General features: G+C 61.9%; 14 protein-coding genes. 2 read left to right on the top strand and 12 right to left on the bottom strand.

Annotated features, from left to right (window positions below; genetic code table 11):
- Positions 1 to 12 precede the first annotated feature (12 nt).
- From AC3B5Q_RS08285 to AC3B5Q_RS08250, 8 genes are all read right to left on the bottom strand, one after another.
- The gene (locus tag AC3B5Q_RS08285) at positions 13 to 267 is read right to left on the bottom strand and encodes a YkgJ family cysteine cluster protein (RefSeq protein WP_021784845.1); all 255 of its coding nucleotides are present in this window, start codon (positions 265 to 267) and stop codon (positions 13 to 15) included.
- A 130-nt stretch (positions 268 to 397) separates the two neighbouring features.
- On the bottom strand, positions 398 to 832 hold the full coding sequence (locus tag AC3B5Q_RS08280) for a hypothetical protein (protein ID WP_021784844.1): 435 nt from the start codon (positions 830 to 832) through the stop codon (positions 398 to 400).
- A gap of 64 nt (positions 833 to 896) precedes the next feature.
- On the bottom strand, positions 897 to 2,339 hold the full coding sequence (locus AC3B5Q_RS08275; RefSeq protein ID WP_003254223.1) for an aminotransferase-like domain-containing protein: 1,443 nt from the start codon (positions 2,337 to 2,339) through the stop codon (positions 897 to 899).
- Between the two features lie 170 nt (positions 2,340 to 2,509).
- Positions 2,510 to 3,322 (bottom strand): OmpA family protein, encoded by an 813-nt coding sequence (locus tag AC3B5Q_RS08270; protein ID WP_021784843.1) that lies wholly within the window; start codon positions 3,320 to 3,322, stop codon positions 2,510 to 2,512.
- Positions 3,319 to 3,672 (bottom strand): DUF4398 domain-containing protein, encoded by a 354-nt coding sequence (locus tag AC3B5Q_RS08265; RefSeq protein ID WP_021784842.1) that lies wholly within the window; start codon positions 3,670 to 3,672, stop codon positions 3,319 to 3,321. The genes AC3B5Q_RS08270 and AC3B5Q_RS08265 overlap by 4 nt, the downstream gene beginning before the upstream one ends.
- Before the next feature lie 9 nt (positions 3,673 to 3,681).
- Positions 3,682 to 4,503, bottom strand: a complete 822-nt coding sequence (locus AC3B5Q_RS08260; protein ID WP_021784841.1) for a substrate-binding periplasmic protein — start codon at positions 4,501 to 4,503, stop codon at positions 3,682 to 3,684.
- Positions 4,504 to 4,578: 75 nt separating this feature from the next.
- Complete coding sequence (locus AC3B5Q_RS08255; RefSeq protein WP_021784840.1) at positions 4,579 to 5,508, bottom strand: electron transfer flavoprotein subunit alpha/FixB family protein; 930 nt, start codon at positions 5,506 to 5,508, stop codon at positions 4,579 to 4,581.
- A complete protein-coding gene (locus tag AC3B5Q_RS08250) occupies positions 5,509 to 6,258 on the bottom strand; it encodes an electron transfer flavoprotein subunit beta/FixA family protein (protein WP_003254232.1) in 750 nt (249 codons plus the stop codon).
- A 535-nt stretch (positions 6,259 to 6,793) separates the two neighbouring features.
- Here AC3B5Q_RS08250 and AC3B5Q_RS08245 point away from each other — a divergent pair.
- Positions 6,794 to 8,476, top strand: coding sequence for an electron transfer flavoprotein-ubiquinone oxidoreductase (locus tag AC3B5Q_RS08245; protein ID WP_080671153.1), 1,683 nt, complete (start codon positions 6,794 to 6,796; stop codon positions 8,474 to 8,476).
- Between the two features lie 372 nt (positions 8,477 to 8,848).
- Here AC3B5Q_RS08245 and AC3B5Q_RS08240 read toward each other — a convergent pair whose 3' ends face one another.
- The 4 genes from AC3B5Q_RS08240 to pvdP form a co-directional block, all read right to left on the bottom strand.
- Positions 8,849 to 10,174, bottom strand: a complete 1,326-nt coding sequence (locus AC3B5Q_RS08240) for an MFS transporter (protein WP_021784838.1) — start codon at positions 10,172 to 10,174, stop codon at positions 8,849 to 8,851.
- 72 nt (positions 10,175 to 10,246) lie between these two features.
- Entirely contained in the window at positions 10,247 to 10,726 is a 480-nt protein-coding gene (locus AC3B5Q_RS08235; protein ID WP_021784837.1) for a hypothetical protein, read from the bottom strand.
- 168 nt (positions 10,727 to 10,894) lie between these two features.
- Positions 10,895 to 11,371 (bottom strand): sigma-70 family RNA polymerase sigma factor, encoded by a 477-nt coding sequence (locus AC3B5Q_RS08230; RefSeq protein WP_028698354.1) that lies wholly within the window; start codon positions 11,369 to 11,371, stop codon positions 10,895 to 10,897.
- Between the two features lie 122 nt (positions 11,372 to 11,493).
- Positions 11,494 to 13,119, bottom strand: coding sequence for a pyoverdine maturation tyrosinase PvdP (gene pvdP / locus AC3B5Q_RS08225; RefSeq protein ID WP_323601375.1), 1,626 nt, complete (start codon positions 13,117 to 13,119; stop codon positions 11,494 to 11,496).
- Between the two features lie 182 nt (positions 13,120 to 13,301).
- On the opposite strand from pvdP, the gene AC3B5Q_RS08220 reads away from it, so the two are divergent.
- Positions 13,302 to 14,648, top strand: a complete 1,347-nt coding sequence (locus AC3B5Q_RS08220) for a dipeptidase (RefSeq protein ID WP_392525661.1) — start codon at positions 13,302 to 13,304, stop codon at positions 14,646 to 14,648.
- The last annotated feature ends 14 nt before the right edge of the window (positions 14,649 to 14,662 follow it).

Below are 14,662 nucleotides of genomic sequence, written 5' to 3'. Positions count from 1 at the left end.
AGATCCAGCCTGTCACGCCGCCGTCATCTGCTCCCACCAGCCAAGAATCCTGATTGCCTCGTCACGATCACCGCCGCACACCTCGGCATCCGCCTTGAAACCACCACACACCGCCGGCCGCTCAGGCTTGCCGAACAGGTCGCACAGGTTGGCGGCCGTCAGGTGCAGGCAGCGCTCACCAGCCGGCTTGCCATTGGGCATTCGCGGCATCGCAGAAGTGATGGACGGGGCGATGCAGCAGGCACCACAGCCTTCACGGCATTTCATGGCTATTCACCAAAATCAGGACTCCCTTGGAACAAAACGGGACGAACGTCCCTGGATAGTAACCGCTCAAACAGCCGTTTGAAATTACTGGCACGATGAAATCTGCCGTGACCCTGCAGTCAGTTCCTACCTATTGGCGATACTCGAAGTCGATGGCAGCCCCCTCCACGTCATGACGGCTGTCATTGCGCAGTTGCAGCTGCATCTCGTTGTTGATCAGCCGACCATTGAGCTGGAACGGGCTGTCATTGGTCTCTGGCTTTTCTGTGAACATGGGTGGCAACAAAGGCTTGCGCCGTTGGATTGGCGAAGGTGTGCCCACATTCGGCTCAAGGTTGTTGACCATATCAACTGGCAGGCTCAGGTCCAGCTTAGTCTTGGGTAATGGCTTGGCGACCGCTTTGCTGAGCGGCTTGTGCGCGGGCTTGGCTGTCGCCTTTCTTGGCACCTGCTTACCCGGAGCAGCCTGAGCCTGGGGTACCGGCTGCGCAGCCAAGGTGGGGACGACCGGGCAGCACAACGACAGAAGGCACACGATCAGAACAAAGCGGCGCAAAGCATTCATGGCAAATGGACAGACTGGCAGGAAAAATGCGTATGCTCCCTGTTCCACAGGCAGCTTGCAAGCCTTACAAAAGCGTGACCGCCGTCTCTCTGCACAACTGTTGGGCCAGCAAACCCAGCGTAATCACAGCCCGCTCGGCCTCTTTATTCCATGGAATGCCACAATTGAGCCGGACACAGTGGTTGAACTGCTCTGTGTTACTGAATATTAGCCCCGGTGCAATGCTGATGCCCTGCTCCAGCGCACGCACATGCAGCTCCTGGGTATTGACCCGACCCGGCAGGCTTACCCAAAGGATGAAGCCACCTGTCGGCCGGGTCATCTGGGTGCCCTCGGGGAAATGCTGCTGTACCGCCAACTGATAGGCACTGAGGTTCTTGCGATACTCCTGACGTATGTAGCGCAGATGCCGGTCGTAGCCGCCATTTTCCAGGTAGGCTGCCACCCCCATCTGCGTCACGCTGCAGGCCGAGTGGGTGGTAAAAGTCTGCAGGCGCTGAATCTCATCCTGGTAACGCCCGGCGATCATCCAGCCCACACGCACGCCGGGGGACAAAGTCTTGGAGAAGCTTGAACAGTAGATGACCCGATCCAGCCGGTCGAACGCCTTCAGCGCCTTGGTCTTGCCCTGCTCGAACATCAGCTCACCGTAGATGTCATCCTCGATGATCTGGATATCGAAGTCCGAGGCCAGGCGCAGCAATTGCTTTTGCCGTTCCTCCGGAACAGTGCCACCAAGTGGATTGCTCAAGCGCGCAGTCAGCACCAACGCCTTGATCGACCACTGGTTAGCCGCCAGTTGCAAGGCTTCGAGGCTGATACCGGTGGACGGGTCACTGGGGATTTCGATCACTTTCAAGCCCAGCAGGTCCGCCAGCTGCAGCAAGCCGTAATAGGTCGGCGACTCGGCGGCGATCAAGTCACCTGGGCGGGTCAGCACCCGCAGCGACATCTGCAGGGCGTCGACACACCCATGGGTCACGATCACTTCGCGCGGGTCGACCAGCACGCCGGCATCGCGCATGCGTATGGCGATCTGCCTGCGCAGCGGCTCGAAACCGGGGCTGAACATGTAGCTGAAGGCGCGCGGACTATGGAAGCGCGTTACCTTGGCGATTTGCTGATGCAAGGCGCGCACTGGCAGGTAGTCGACATGCGGCACTGCAGCACCAAACGGGAACACACCATCGCGACGCGCCTCAGTCAGCACCTGCTGGATGATGCTGGCACGCGTGACCAGGCCGGGGCGCTCCACCCGGGCGATGTCCGGGGTTTGCGCAGTCAAGGCAGGGGTCTGGTGAACGTAATAGCCAGACTGCGGCCGCGCCCGGATAAGCCCTTGGTCCTCAAGATTGGCATAGGCCTGCAGCACCGTGGCATGGCTGACATTGAGCTGGGCGCTCATCTTGCGCACGGAGGGTACCCGCTCGCCTGGCTGGTAGACACCGCGACGGATATCATCGGCCAGTTGCTGGGCGATACGCTGGTACAGCAGCAGGTTGGTCATGTCGACATGCTCGTTGTTCTTGTACAGGTCACAGACGGTAGAGGATACCGTAACAGTTGCAAAGTGTACTGGGACAGATTGCAACATAGTCGACAATACAACAGCGTGACAGCTATCGAAACGATTAAACCGACATAAAGCGGGCCGCAAAGCGGCCCTTTCCACAAGACTCAGCGCGCTGGCGCGAGCCGCCCCTTGTCATCGGAGAATACGATCTCCACCCGACGGTTCTGCGCCCTGCCCCGCTCCGAAGCATTGGCCTCGATCGGGTACTGGTCGCCATAGCCTTCAACCTGCAGGCGTTTTTCGTCGATGCCCAGGTCCACCAGCATGTCGGCCACGGACTGCGCCCGGTCGCGCGACAGCTTAAGGTTGTCCTCGCCCGCGCCCGTGCTGTCGGTATAGCCCTCGATACGCACTACCCGGCGCGGGTTGAGCTGCAGGAACTGCACCAGCTTGAGCACAGTCCGGCTGGCCGAGTTCTTCAGGTCGGCACTGCCGGTATCGAACAGCACATCGCCCAAGGTCATCACCAGGCCACGGTCGGCCTGCTCCGAAGCCAACGCGGCAATCTGCGATTCGACCCACTGTCCCTGCTGCTGCACGCTGGCCAGCTTGGCCTCACGCAAAGCCAGCTGCAGGCGCTGGCGCTCCAGGTCGAGCTTGGCCTGGCGTTCCTGGTTCAGCGCCAGCTTGGCATGTTCGCGGGCAATCTCGCTGTAGCGCTGACTGAGGTAAGCATAATGCCGCACATCAGAACCGGTGCCGATGTAGCTGGACAAGCGCTCGGCGCGAGCCAGCGATTCGCCTGCGCGAATCACGTCGCGCGGCGCGCTGCGCAGCACGTCGGAATCATCTTTGACCCCCTGGAAGGCGACAGTGGCCTCATCCAGCGCGGCACTGCTGCGCTGGCTGGCGCAACCTTGCAAACCTGCCGTCAGCGCCAACAGTACCAGTGCAGCCAAAGGCGTACGACGGATCATGGCTGCACCTCCAGTTGCTTGCGCAAGCGCTTGACCCGCGACTGCAGCACCTGCAGCTGCTCTTCGCTCTTCTGGTTCAGCACCTGGGCCTCGGCCAGGCGCGCATCCAGCTCGGCTTGCTCGGCGCGCATGCGCGCATCGCGGTAGTCCTGGGTGAGCATGTTGGCCTTGGCGCGGGCCAGCTTGTCTTCAGCCAGTTTCAGCGCTTCGACCTGCCCGGTGGCGCCGACGGCCTTGGCCTGGTCCAGTGCTTGTTCGGAAATGCGCATCTGCTCGTCAGGGGCCGGATCATTGGCGCAGCCAGCCAGGCCGAGCACGGCCAGGGCAAGGATTAGTGGTTGGGTTCTCACGCAATCTTCCTAGTGTTTGGGGGCGTCCGCCGGCACCTGCAACTGCGCTTTCCAGCGCTCGAGATTACGTTGCAGCACAGCTTCGGATGCACCAGAGATCGGCAATTCTGTCAGTTTTTTTGCCAATTGCCCACGCAACCAGCTGTCATTGCACGCCGAGTTATGCGACAGCGCCAGGTACAGGCCCGGCCTGTCCACCGGCAAGCCGCGGGCTATCAGGTCATTGCTCATGCCCAGGCTCTGGGCCATGGCCATACCGGAGTAACGTCCAGCCAGCACATAGTCCACCTGGCCGAGTACCAGTTTCTGGAACGCCTGGGTCAGGTTCTGCGCCGGCACCAGCTTGAGCTGGGCCTTGGCAAACGCAGTAAAGGCCGGGGTCAGGCGCGCACGGTCGGACAAGCTGCCCTGGTATCTGGTCAGATCGGCCGGGCCATCAAAGATCACCGCTGCATCATGGCGGGTCCACACCAGGTACTCATTGAGCTGCAACGGCGGATGGATGTAGTCCAGCGCGGTCAGTTGCTCCACCTGCATAGGGGTGTCGAGCAGCAGGTCCATGCGCCCACTGCGCACCTCTTCCAGCGCCTGGTCACGGCGACCGGCACTCAGCACCTCGACCTTCACACCCAGCTCGCCGGCCACCTGGCGCAACAGGTCGACGTTGGCGCCGATCAGGTGCCTTGGGTCTTTCGGGTCTTGCCAGGAATAGGGCGGCGCATCAGGGCTGCCGGTCGCCACCAGGCGCTCGCATTTGCCTGCCGCCATCGCCAGTGGCGGCAGCAACAGCGCCACGCATGCCAGCACCCTGCCCGTTCCGCGCAACGTCATGCCTCACTCCTCAACCCATAAAAAAACCCGACCCTCAAAGCGAGGGCCGGGTTCTTTATAAGTGAAGCAGCCGGATCAGACCAGCTTTTCCAGCTCTGGAACCGCTTCGAACAGGTCAGCGACCAGGCCGTAGTCGGCCACCTGGAAGATCGGCGCTTCTTCGTCCTTGTTGATCGCAACGATCACTTTGGAGTCTTTCATGCCGGCCAGGTGCTGGATCGCGCCGGAGATACCGACGGCGATGTACAGCTGTGGCGCAACGATCTTGCCGGTCTGGCCGACCTGCATGTCGTTCGGCACGAAGCCTGCGTCGACTGCGGCGCGCGAGGCACCGACAGCCGCGCCGAGCTTGTCGGCCAGGCTGTACAGGTGCTTGAAGTTGTCACCGTTGCCCATGCCACGGCCGCCGGAAACGACGATTTTGGCAGCGGTGAGCTCTGGGCGGTCGGACTTGGCCAGTTCTTCGCCAACGAAAGCCGAAATGCCGGCGTTGTGTGCAGCGCCAACAGCTTCGACGGCAGCAGAACCACCTTCGGCGGCCACGGCGTCGAAGCCGGTGGTACGCACGGTGATCACCTTGATGGCCGCGCTCGATTGCACGGTGGCGATGGCGTTACCCGCGTAGATCGGGCGCTTGAAGGTGTCGGCGGACTCGACCGAGATGATCTCGGAGATCTGGTCCACGTCCAGCAGCGCGGCCACACGCGGCAGGATGTTCTTGCCGTTGGTGGTAGCCGGGGCCAGCACGTGGCTGTAACCCTTGGCCAGCTCGACGATCAGCGGCGCGACGTTTTCCGGCAGCACGTGGGCGTAGGCCGCGTTGTCGGCAACCAGCACCTTGGCCACGCCAGCGATCTTGGCAGCAGATTCGGCAACGCCACCGACGTTCTGGCCTGCGACCAGCACGTGCACATCACCACCGATCTTGGCGGCTGCGGCGACAGTGTTCAGGGTGGCCGGGGCTACGGCACCGTTCTCGTATTCAGCGACAACCAGGATAGTCATTTAGATTACCTTCGCTTCGTTCTTCAGCTTCTCGACCAGTTCGGCCACCGATTTGACCTTGATGCCAGCGCTGCGGGCAGCCGGGGCTTCAACCTTCACGGTCTTGTTGGTGGAGGCGAGGGAAACGCCCAGCGCGTCTGGAGTAACAGTCTCCAGCGGCTTCTTCTTGGCCTTCATGATGTTCGGCAGCGACGCGTAGCGTGGCTCGTTCAGGCGCAGGTCGGTGGTGACGATGGCTGGCAGGTTCAGTGCAACGGTCTGCAGGCCGCCATCGATTTCACGGGTGACATTCAGCTTGTCGCCAGCGACTTCGACCTTGGACGCGAAGGTACCCTGGGCGAAGCCTGTCAACGCAGCCAGCATCTGGCCGGTCTGGTTGTTGTCACTGTCGATGGCCTGCTTGCCGAGGATGACCAGCTGCGGCTGCTCCTTGTCGACAACGGCCTTCAGCGCCTTGGCCACAGCCAGGGAGTTCAGTTCGTCAGCGGCTTCTACCAGGATGGCACGGTCGGCACCCAGAGCCAGGGCAGTACGCAGCTGCTCCTGGGCAGTGGTCGGGCCGACGGAAACGACGACGATCTCGGTCGCAACGCCTTTTTCTTTCAGGCGTACGGCTTCTTCCACGGCGATTTCGCAGAAGGGGTTCATGGACATCTTGACGTTAGCAAGGTCGACGCCGGAGTTGTCCGCTTTGACGCGAACCTTGACGTTGTAGTCGACCACTCGTTTGACAGCTACAAGAACCTTCATGGATTCCTCGTTACTCTCCGGTGAATAGATAGTCGCCTGGGGCAGAGCCCTGCGATGCGCGTGGGTACAAGGGCACCTCTAAAAACGTATCGGGAGGCAGCAATTTCACAGTGACCGAACAGTCTTGTTCGGACTCTTGCGACAAATCCTCGCGGGTCATTTTCTGTCGTGGCGTGTAAACTCCACTACAAACCGGCCTAAGCCCGCAAAACCCTGCTCCACACCTGGTCTTTAGAGGTGTACCTGCGCCCGGCTGCAAGCCTACGGCGAACGTAAAACCGCTCGTATCTTGACCGTAACACCCATTCCGGTCAATACGGCAAATCGGTCACCCTCCAGCCGCGTTCCTGTGATTTTACTGGCCTGCGGCAAATTCAAACAAACGTTTGTATTGGACCCGCCAAGTGGTGTAGATATAATGCGCGGCCAAGACAAAACGGTGTAGTCCGTCATTTGCCCAGCTACAGTTCCGCCGTTGCGTAGAACCGCTGCGAATGCCCCGCACCCATAAGACAAAGCAACAGCACGAGCCTTGATGAGTAGGAGAGAACCAGTGGAACGCGAATACATGGAATTCGACGTGGTCATCGTCGGCGCCGGCCCGGCGGGCCTGTCCGCCGCCTGCCGCCTGAAGCAGAAGGCCGCCGAAGCCGGTAGCGAAATCAGCGTCTGCGTGGTGGAGAAAGGCTCTGAAGTCGGCGCCCACATCCTCTCTGGCGCGGTGTTCGAGCCTCGCGCCCTGAACGAGCTGTTCCCCGACTGGAAAGAACTCGGCGCACCGCTCAATACCGAAGTGAAGCGCGACGACATCTACGTGCTCAAGGATGCCGGCAGCGCGACCAAGGTGCCTGACCTGTTCGTACCCAAGACCATGCACAACCATGGCAACTACATCATCTCGCTGGGCAACCTGTGCCGCTGGCTGGCCCAGCAGGCCGAGAACCTCGGTGTGGAGATCTACCCGGGCTTCGCCGCCCAGGAAGCGCTGTTCGACGACAACGGCGTGGTCCGCGGCATCGTTACCGGCGACCTTGGTGTCGACCGGGAGGGCAACCCCAAGGACGGCCTGTACACCCCAGGTATGGAACTGCGCGCCAAGTACACCCTGTTCGCCGAAGGCTGCCGTGGCCATATCGGCAAACAGCTGATCAAGCGCTTCAACCTCGACAGCGAGTCCGACGTCCAGCACTACGGCATCGGCCTGAAGGAAATCTGGGAAATCGACCCGGCCAAGCACGAACAGGGCCTGGTGGTGCACACCGCCGGCTGGCCGCTGGACGTGGTGGCCAAGGAAAACACCGGTGGCTCGTTCCTTTATCACCTGGAAAACAACCAGGTGGTGGTCGGCCTGATCGTTGACCTGTCCTACGCCAACCCATACCTGTCGCCGTTCGACGAGTTCCAGCGCCTCAAGCACCACCCGGTGATCAGCCAGTACCTCGAAGGCGGCAAGCGCATCAGCTACGGCGCCCGCGCCTTGGCCAAGGGCGGCATCAACTCGCTGCCGAAAATGGTCTTCAATGGTGGCGCGCTGATCGGTTGCGACCTGGGCACCATGAACGTGGCCAAGATCAAGGGCAGCCATACCGCGATGAAGTCCGGCATGCTCGCCGCCGAAGCAGTGGCCGACGCATTGATCGCCGGTGGCGAAGGCGGCGATCAATTGAACAGCTATGTCAGCGCCTTCAAGGCCAGCTGGCTGCACGAAGAACTGTTCGCCAGCCGCAACTTCGGCCCGGCCATGCACAAGTTCGGCCCGCTGTTGGGCGCGGCGTTCAACTATGTCGACCAGAACTGGTTCGGTGGCAAACTGCCGTTCACCCTGCACGACACCAAGCCGGACTATGCCTGCCTCAAGCTGGCCGCCGACTCGAAAAAGATCGACTACCCGAAACCGGACGGCAAGCTCAGCTTCGACAAGCTCAGCTCGGTATTCCTCTCCAGCACCAACCACGAAGAGGAACAACCCTGCCACCTGAAGCTGACCGATCCAAGCGTACCGATCGCCAGCAACCTGCCGCTGTACGACGAGCCTGCCCAGCGTTACTGCCCGGCAGGCGTGTACGAAGTGGTCACCCAGGAAGACGGCAACAAGCGTTTCCAGATCAACGCGCAAAACTGCGTGCACTGCAAGACCTGCGACATCAAGGACCCGGCCCAGAACATCACCTGGGTCACCCCTGAAGGCGCTGGCGGGCCGAACTACCCGAACATGTAAGGCCCCTGCCCTTGCGGCAACAAAAAGCCCCCGGTCCTCATGGGCCGGGGGCTTTTTGTTGTGAGTATGCGTCTGGACCTACGAGGTGTTCGCCGTGAGAGGTTCAGCGCCTATCAGATCGAGCGCCGCCCGCGCGGCGCATCGCGAGCAAGCTCGCTCCTACATCTGTTTCGAGCCAGTCCATCCTGTGCCAGGCGCGCGCGACCGCCTTGTTTGTACGACGCGATATCGAGCCATGCACCAGGGCGTTCGCGCGCAAATCCCACAGGCATAATTGGCCCGGAACAAATGTAGGAGCGAGCTTGCTCGCGATGCGCCGCGCGGGCGGCGCTCGGTGCAAGCCTTGCTACACAACCCAAGACATGCACCTGCTCATTTGTCGCCACACATGACCGGCATCGGCTCCGCAGCAAACACCAATGGCTCACGACGCCCGAAATACAAGGCCGTCAGCAGCCCCACCGCGCCCATGATCAGACAAAACCCGACACACACCCATGGGCTCCACGGCATCAGCGCAATCAGTGCCAGCGGCGTGGTACTGGCCCACACTGCGTAGGCCACGTTGTAGGTGAAGGAAATGCCCGATACACGGATTTGCGCCGGGAACAGCCCTACCATTACCGAGGGCACCACCCCCACCACGCCACAACTCAACCCCGCCAGCGCATAGGCCAGCCAGGTCATGCCCCACTGCCCCACCAGGCTGGCGTACAACGTGCCGATACCCAGCGGAAGCAACAGGCTATACAGCATCAGCGCGCGCCAGGCACCCACACGGTCGACCAGCAGCCCGGCCAGCACGCAGCCAATGTTGAGGAAGACGATGCCCACACTGCTGAGGGCGAAGGTGTGCCCGGCACTCATGCCGAAGCGCTGCTGCATCACTGTCGGGGTGATCACCACCAGCACCACCACCGCCGAGGTCAGCACACAGGTCAGCAACGCGGCAGGGATCAACGCCCGGCGGTGCTCGCCCAGCACTCGCCGCAGCGGAAATGCCACAGGTTGCTCCTGGCGCGCGCGCAGGGCGAGAAACACCGGTGTTTCACTGAGCCAGCGGCGCAGCCACACACCAATTACACCGAACACCCCACCCAACAGGAACGGGTAGCGCCAGGCGTAATCGAGGATTTCCTGCGGGGTGAACAGTTGCGCCAGCAAGGTTGCGGTCAGCGCCCCCAGCAGGTAGCCGAAGGTCAGCCCGGCCTGCAGAAAGCCCAAGGCATAGCCGCGCCGCCCGCTGGGCGCGTGCTCGGCAACGAACGTCCAGGCGCTTGGCACTTCACCGCCTACGGCAGCACCCTGGAGGATGCGCAGGGCCAACAGTATCAGCGGGGCGGCATAGCCGATGTCGGCATAGGTCGGCATCACCCCGATCAACAGGCACGGCAATGCCATCATCAGGATGCTCAGGCTGAAGACCCGCTTGCGCCCCAGATGGTCGGCAAAGTGCGCCATCAGGATGCCGCCCAGCGGCCGCGCCAGATAGCCGGTGACGAAAATGCCGAAGCTTTGCAGCAGGCGTAGCCATTCGGGCATCTCGGGAGGGAAGAACAGTTGGCTGAGGGTCAGCGCGAAGAACACGAAAATGATGAAGTCGTAGATTTCCAGCGCGCCACCCAGCGCCGCCAGGCCCAGGGTCCGATGGTCGCCGCGGCTGAACCGGGGCGGGCGAGCGGTATCGATGGCAGTCATGGCAGGGTCCGCAGATCGGCAAAGGGCAAGAGCATAACAAATAGCTGCCCCATTGCCCCGCCTGCGGCACCGCTAGCGGTTGAACACCGTATGCGCGAAGTTGGCTCGCGGTCGTGGCCGCGCTGTACTGGCCGCCAGGGTGCTCGGCAGCGGTAGCTTGCCGACCAGCATCGGTGCGTCGATGATTGCCATGAACGTCTCCAGCGCCTCGTTATCGGGCACCTGTGGCAGGCTCAGGCTGACCGCCTGGCGCTCGGTCTGCGGCACTGCTGGCACTTTCAACTGGCTGGAATGGTAAAGCAGGGCGTGCTGGATCTGTGTGCTGACGCGGCAGAAGCGTTCCAGGTCTACTCCGCAATGGCTGGCCAGCTCGATATTGCCCAGCAACAGGTGGAAGGGCTGCAAGGCGCACTGCACCAGGCGCTGCAGCTCCTCGAAGCTATCCACTGGGGCTATCCGGTAATAGCCCAAACCATTGAGCAACCGTTCCAGCTGCAGGCGCTGGCACGGGTGTGCATCGGCGATGAGAATGCGCAGAGTCTTGTTTGCCATGGTCGGACCTGGGCCATTAGGTAATGGGCACGCTCCATGACCATACTGCGCCAGTAACGGCTACTGCCAAGGCCATGTACGGCAACGGTCTTATCTGATAGAAGTCGGGAAAGCCGCATAAATCAAGTGATTGACTGACGGAATTTGCATTTGCCTTTAACCTGGCAATCAGGATTCCCATTGCCGCATGCGCACCCGGCAGTGCTTCATGGCATTGACGATGTGCTTTTCCACCAGGCTACGCGAAATGCCCAGCCGCTCGGCGATCTGCAGATGGGACAGGCCTTCGATCTTGCGCAGCAGGAAGCATTCGCGGCAGGGGCCGCTCAGTTCGTCAAGTGCCCGCTGCATGAGGGCCAGGCGCTGGTTGAGCTGCAGTTCCTGCGCCAGCGCCGGCACATGACAGCCCTCATCACTGTCAAGTATCTCCAGCGGTTCGGCCTGACGCACCAGATGGCGACGATGGCGGTCGACCACCAGGTTCAGGGCGATACGGTACAGGAAAGCGCGCGGATGCTCGATCTGCCCGTTGTCCGTTCGCTCCAGTACCCGCAGGTAGGCATCGTGGGCAACATCCTCTGCCGCCTGACGGTTACCCAGGCGCGCGGACAGGAAACTCACCAATTCACGATAGTAACGTTCCACAAACACACCTGGAATCGTCCTGCACACCCACGACGGGGCAGATGCAGAACTGAGTGATATCAGCGTGCGATCTTACAAAATATAATGATTCTCAGCAACGCACACCTGCGCTGGGCCCACTGTCAGCCCGATGCCCGCACGACCTTGAGATTGCGGGCATACCAGGGGCGCTGCGGCACCCGTGGTCGCAGCCGAGCAAAGAGGTCTTCATTGCCATAAATGATGCGCAACGCCAGCTTCATGGTTTCCGGGTCCATCTCGACGCTTCGACCAGGTCGCAGGCCCGGCACCGTGGAACAGCCATGGGTATCGGGACCTAGCCACGGGTCAGCCACCTCTACCCAACGCCCGGGTGCGAACCAGGGCACACCATTCACCTGCAAGCGGCGGATCTCGCCCGGGTGAACCCGCTCGTGGGCGCGGAACCAGTCGTCGACTCGGTCGTCGATCCACCCATGAAAATGCCAGAACACCGGGTTTACATGTGACGAGAACGGGTCGCCAAGAAAATCGTTACGTGCTTCAAACCAGCGCTCAGCAAAATCCCCCGGGGTACGTGCTGCGGGCACCGGCATACCGTTGGACGGGTCGCGCGGCACCGCCGCCCACCGCATGTGCAACCAGTCATGCAGGCCCAGTTCCAGCTCTGAGCCGAACTGCCCCAAGGTCAGCTTGCTCAGATATTCCGGATCACTGTACCGCGACTCCCAGACCTGAAAGTTGCCATGGAAGGTATCCGGGCTTTTGATGTCGCGTACCCACTGGGTGTACTCCTGGTCGTCATGGGCCAGCCAGGTCGGTGGCAAGGCATTGCCGTCGTAGTTGTCGAAGTAACGGGCGAAACCGACGCGGTCACGCTCGAGCTCCGGCTGAGGAAGCGGGAACCGCGTCCACGAGGGCAGGTCCTGCAGGGCCCTGGCACTGCCGAGCATGTGCCGGTGCATGAACAGGAAGTCTTCTCCGGAACCGTTGCGATCCTTGTGCCTGCCACGCGCATCACGCTCCTGGCCCCGCGGCCCGGGTTGCCAGCCCAGACCACGCAGGGCGGATTGCTTGTCCTCTTCCAGCTTGTGCCACTTGTCCCGCGATGCGTGCCATAACTGGTGAAACAGCCGGTGCTCCGGCGAAATGAGCCAAGCCAGCAACTGTGGCGACAGCGGCGTACGTTCGCGAGCCTCCGGGAAAGGCCGCTTCAAGGCCAGGAAGCCATTGTCCAGAACAGGCAGAGACAGGGCGCGGTCCAGGGCCGAGATACGACCATTGAGCGTTGCCGGCCCGGCATTGCCATAGGCGCCCCAGACCTCATCGAGCACCACATGGCATTCATAGCGCGCACGCCCTGCACCGGGCTCGGTTGAAAACAGCCGCCAGCGCAACGTCCCGGGCTTGTCCGTCAGCAAGTCACCCATGACCCGATAACGTGGTTCCTGCTCACTGCGCAAGCGATCGGCGGTGTCCAGGTAACCTCGCAGCCCCCGGCCATTGCTGGCGACATCCAGAAACAGTTCCAGCTCCCCGTCGGGCATACCCAGCAGTTGGGCATCCTTGCCATGTGCAGTCCAGCGCCAGATGCCCCGCAGGATGTCGCCCAGCTGCTGCAGGCGGGTATCGGCCAACTCGACAACAGCCTCGCCAGGCGTTTCCGGAAACGCATCGGCATCCCGCTGGCGCTGCACATACAGCGCACCGGGCACCGCCACGCCCGTCAATGCCACAGCGGCGATGAACCCGCGTCGAGAAATCGTCATTGCAACTACCTGTGCGTTCATAGCGGCCATGGAGCACGGCCCGTCCAAGGCTAGAACGTTGTACCTGCGCAGAAATTTAACGCCTCGGCCGGGCCGGCTAAATTTCCTCTGTGTCGACTCGTTCACCCCAGGTAGCGGCGGCCTCTGTGCCCTCCCTCGACGGCGAACCTACTGAGACCAAGATGACGACACCACGCTGGAAAAAAGCCCTGTACATCAGCCTGGCTGCGGCAGCCGCCGCGGGTGCCGGTCTGGCTGCCTGGTACCATTTCGCGGCCCCTGGCGGCTACCCCCGGGAGGTCGTTCGTCAAGCCAACGACTTACAGGAGCGCATCATCTCGTTCGACAGCCATGTCACCTTGCCGTTGGACTTCGGCAACGAAGGCAGCGAAGCCGACAAGGACGGGCCGGGCCGCTTCGACCTGGCCAAGGCTGCCCAAGGGCGGTTGTCTGGCGCGGCGCTGACCATCTTTGCCTGGCCCGAATCCTGGACGGGCGCAAACAGCCCGCATCGCCCCACGCCAGGTTTCGTCGAGGCCGCCCGCCACACCCAGGAGGTGCGCTACAACGCCATCACCGCGATGGTGCGCGACTTCCCCGAACGTGTCGCCATCGCCTACACCCCGCAGGACATGCGGCGCTTGCACGGCGAAGGCAAGTTCGCGGTGTTCCTGAGCATGCTCAATGCGTATGCGCTGGGGGACGATATCGACCAGCTCGACCGCTGGGCGGCACGCGGGGTGCGTATGTTCGGCTTCAGCTACGTCGGCAACAATAGCTGGGCCGACTCATCTCGCCCCTTGCCGTTCTTCAATGACACTGTCGATGCGCTGGAGGGTCTGTCCCCCATCGGCAAGCGCGCCGTACAGCGGCTCAATGACCTGGGCGTGATCATCGATGTCTCGCAGATGTCCAGCAAGGCGCTGAACCAGGTCATTCAGCTCAGCCGTACTCCGGTGGTGGCGTCGCACTCGGCACCACGGGCCATGGTCGATATCAACCGCAACCTGTCCGACAAGGAAATGCAGTTGATCAAGGAAGGCGGCGGGGTCGTGCAACTGGTCGCGTTCTCCAGCTACCTCAAGCCGCTCAGCGCACAGACCCAGGAAAAGCTCAATACCTTGCGCGCCCGCTACGCCCTGCCGCCACTGGCTGACCTGAACTATGCGCTGATGCCTGGCGACCCGGTCATCGCCGGCTGGCCCGAGCAGAAGGTCGGACAATATGCCAACGAGCTCTATGCCATCCTCGAACAAGAGCCGCCCGCGACCCTGAAGGACTATGGCGATGCCATCGACTACACCGTGCGCAAGATCGGCATCGATCACGTAGGCATCAGTTCGGACTTCAACGAGGGCGGCGGCATCGATGGCTGGCACGACGCCAGCGAGGCACGCAACGTAACGGCCGAACTCATTACCCGCGGCTACTCCGAAGCCGATATCGCCAAGCTTTGGGGCGGCAATTTCCTGCGCGTCTGGGAACAAGTGCAGCACGCCGCCTGCGGTACCGACACTTCACTGCGCTAAGCCATTGGGCACCT

The sequence above is a fragment of the Pseudomonas sp. D5(2026) genome (assembly GCF_057766845.1).
Note: the sequence above shows the minus strand (reverse complement) of the source record. Positions and strands in the feature narration are given on the sequence as shown.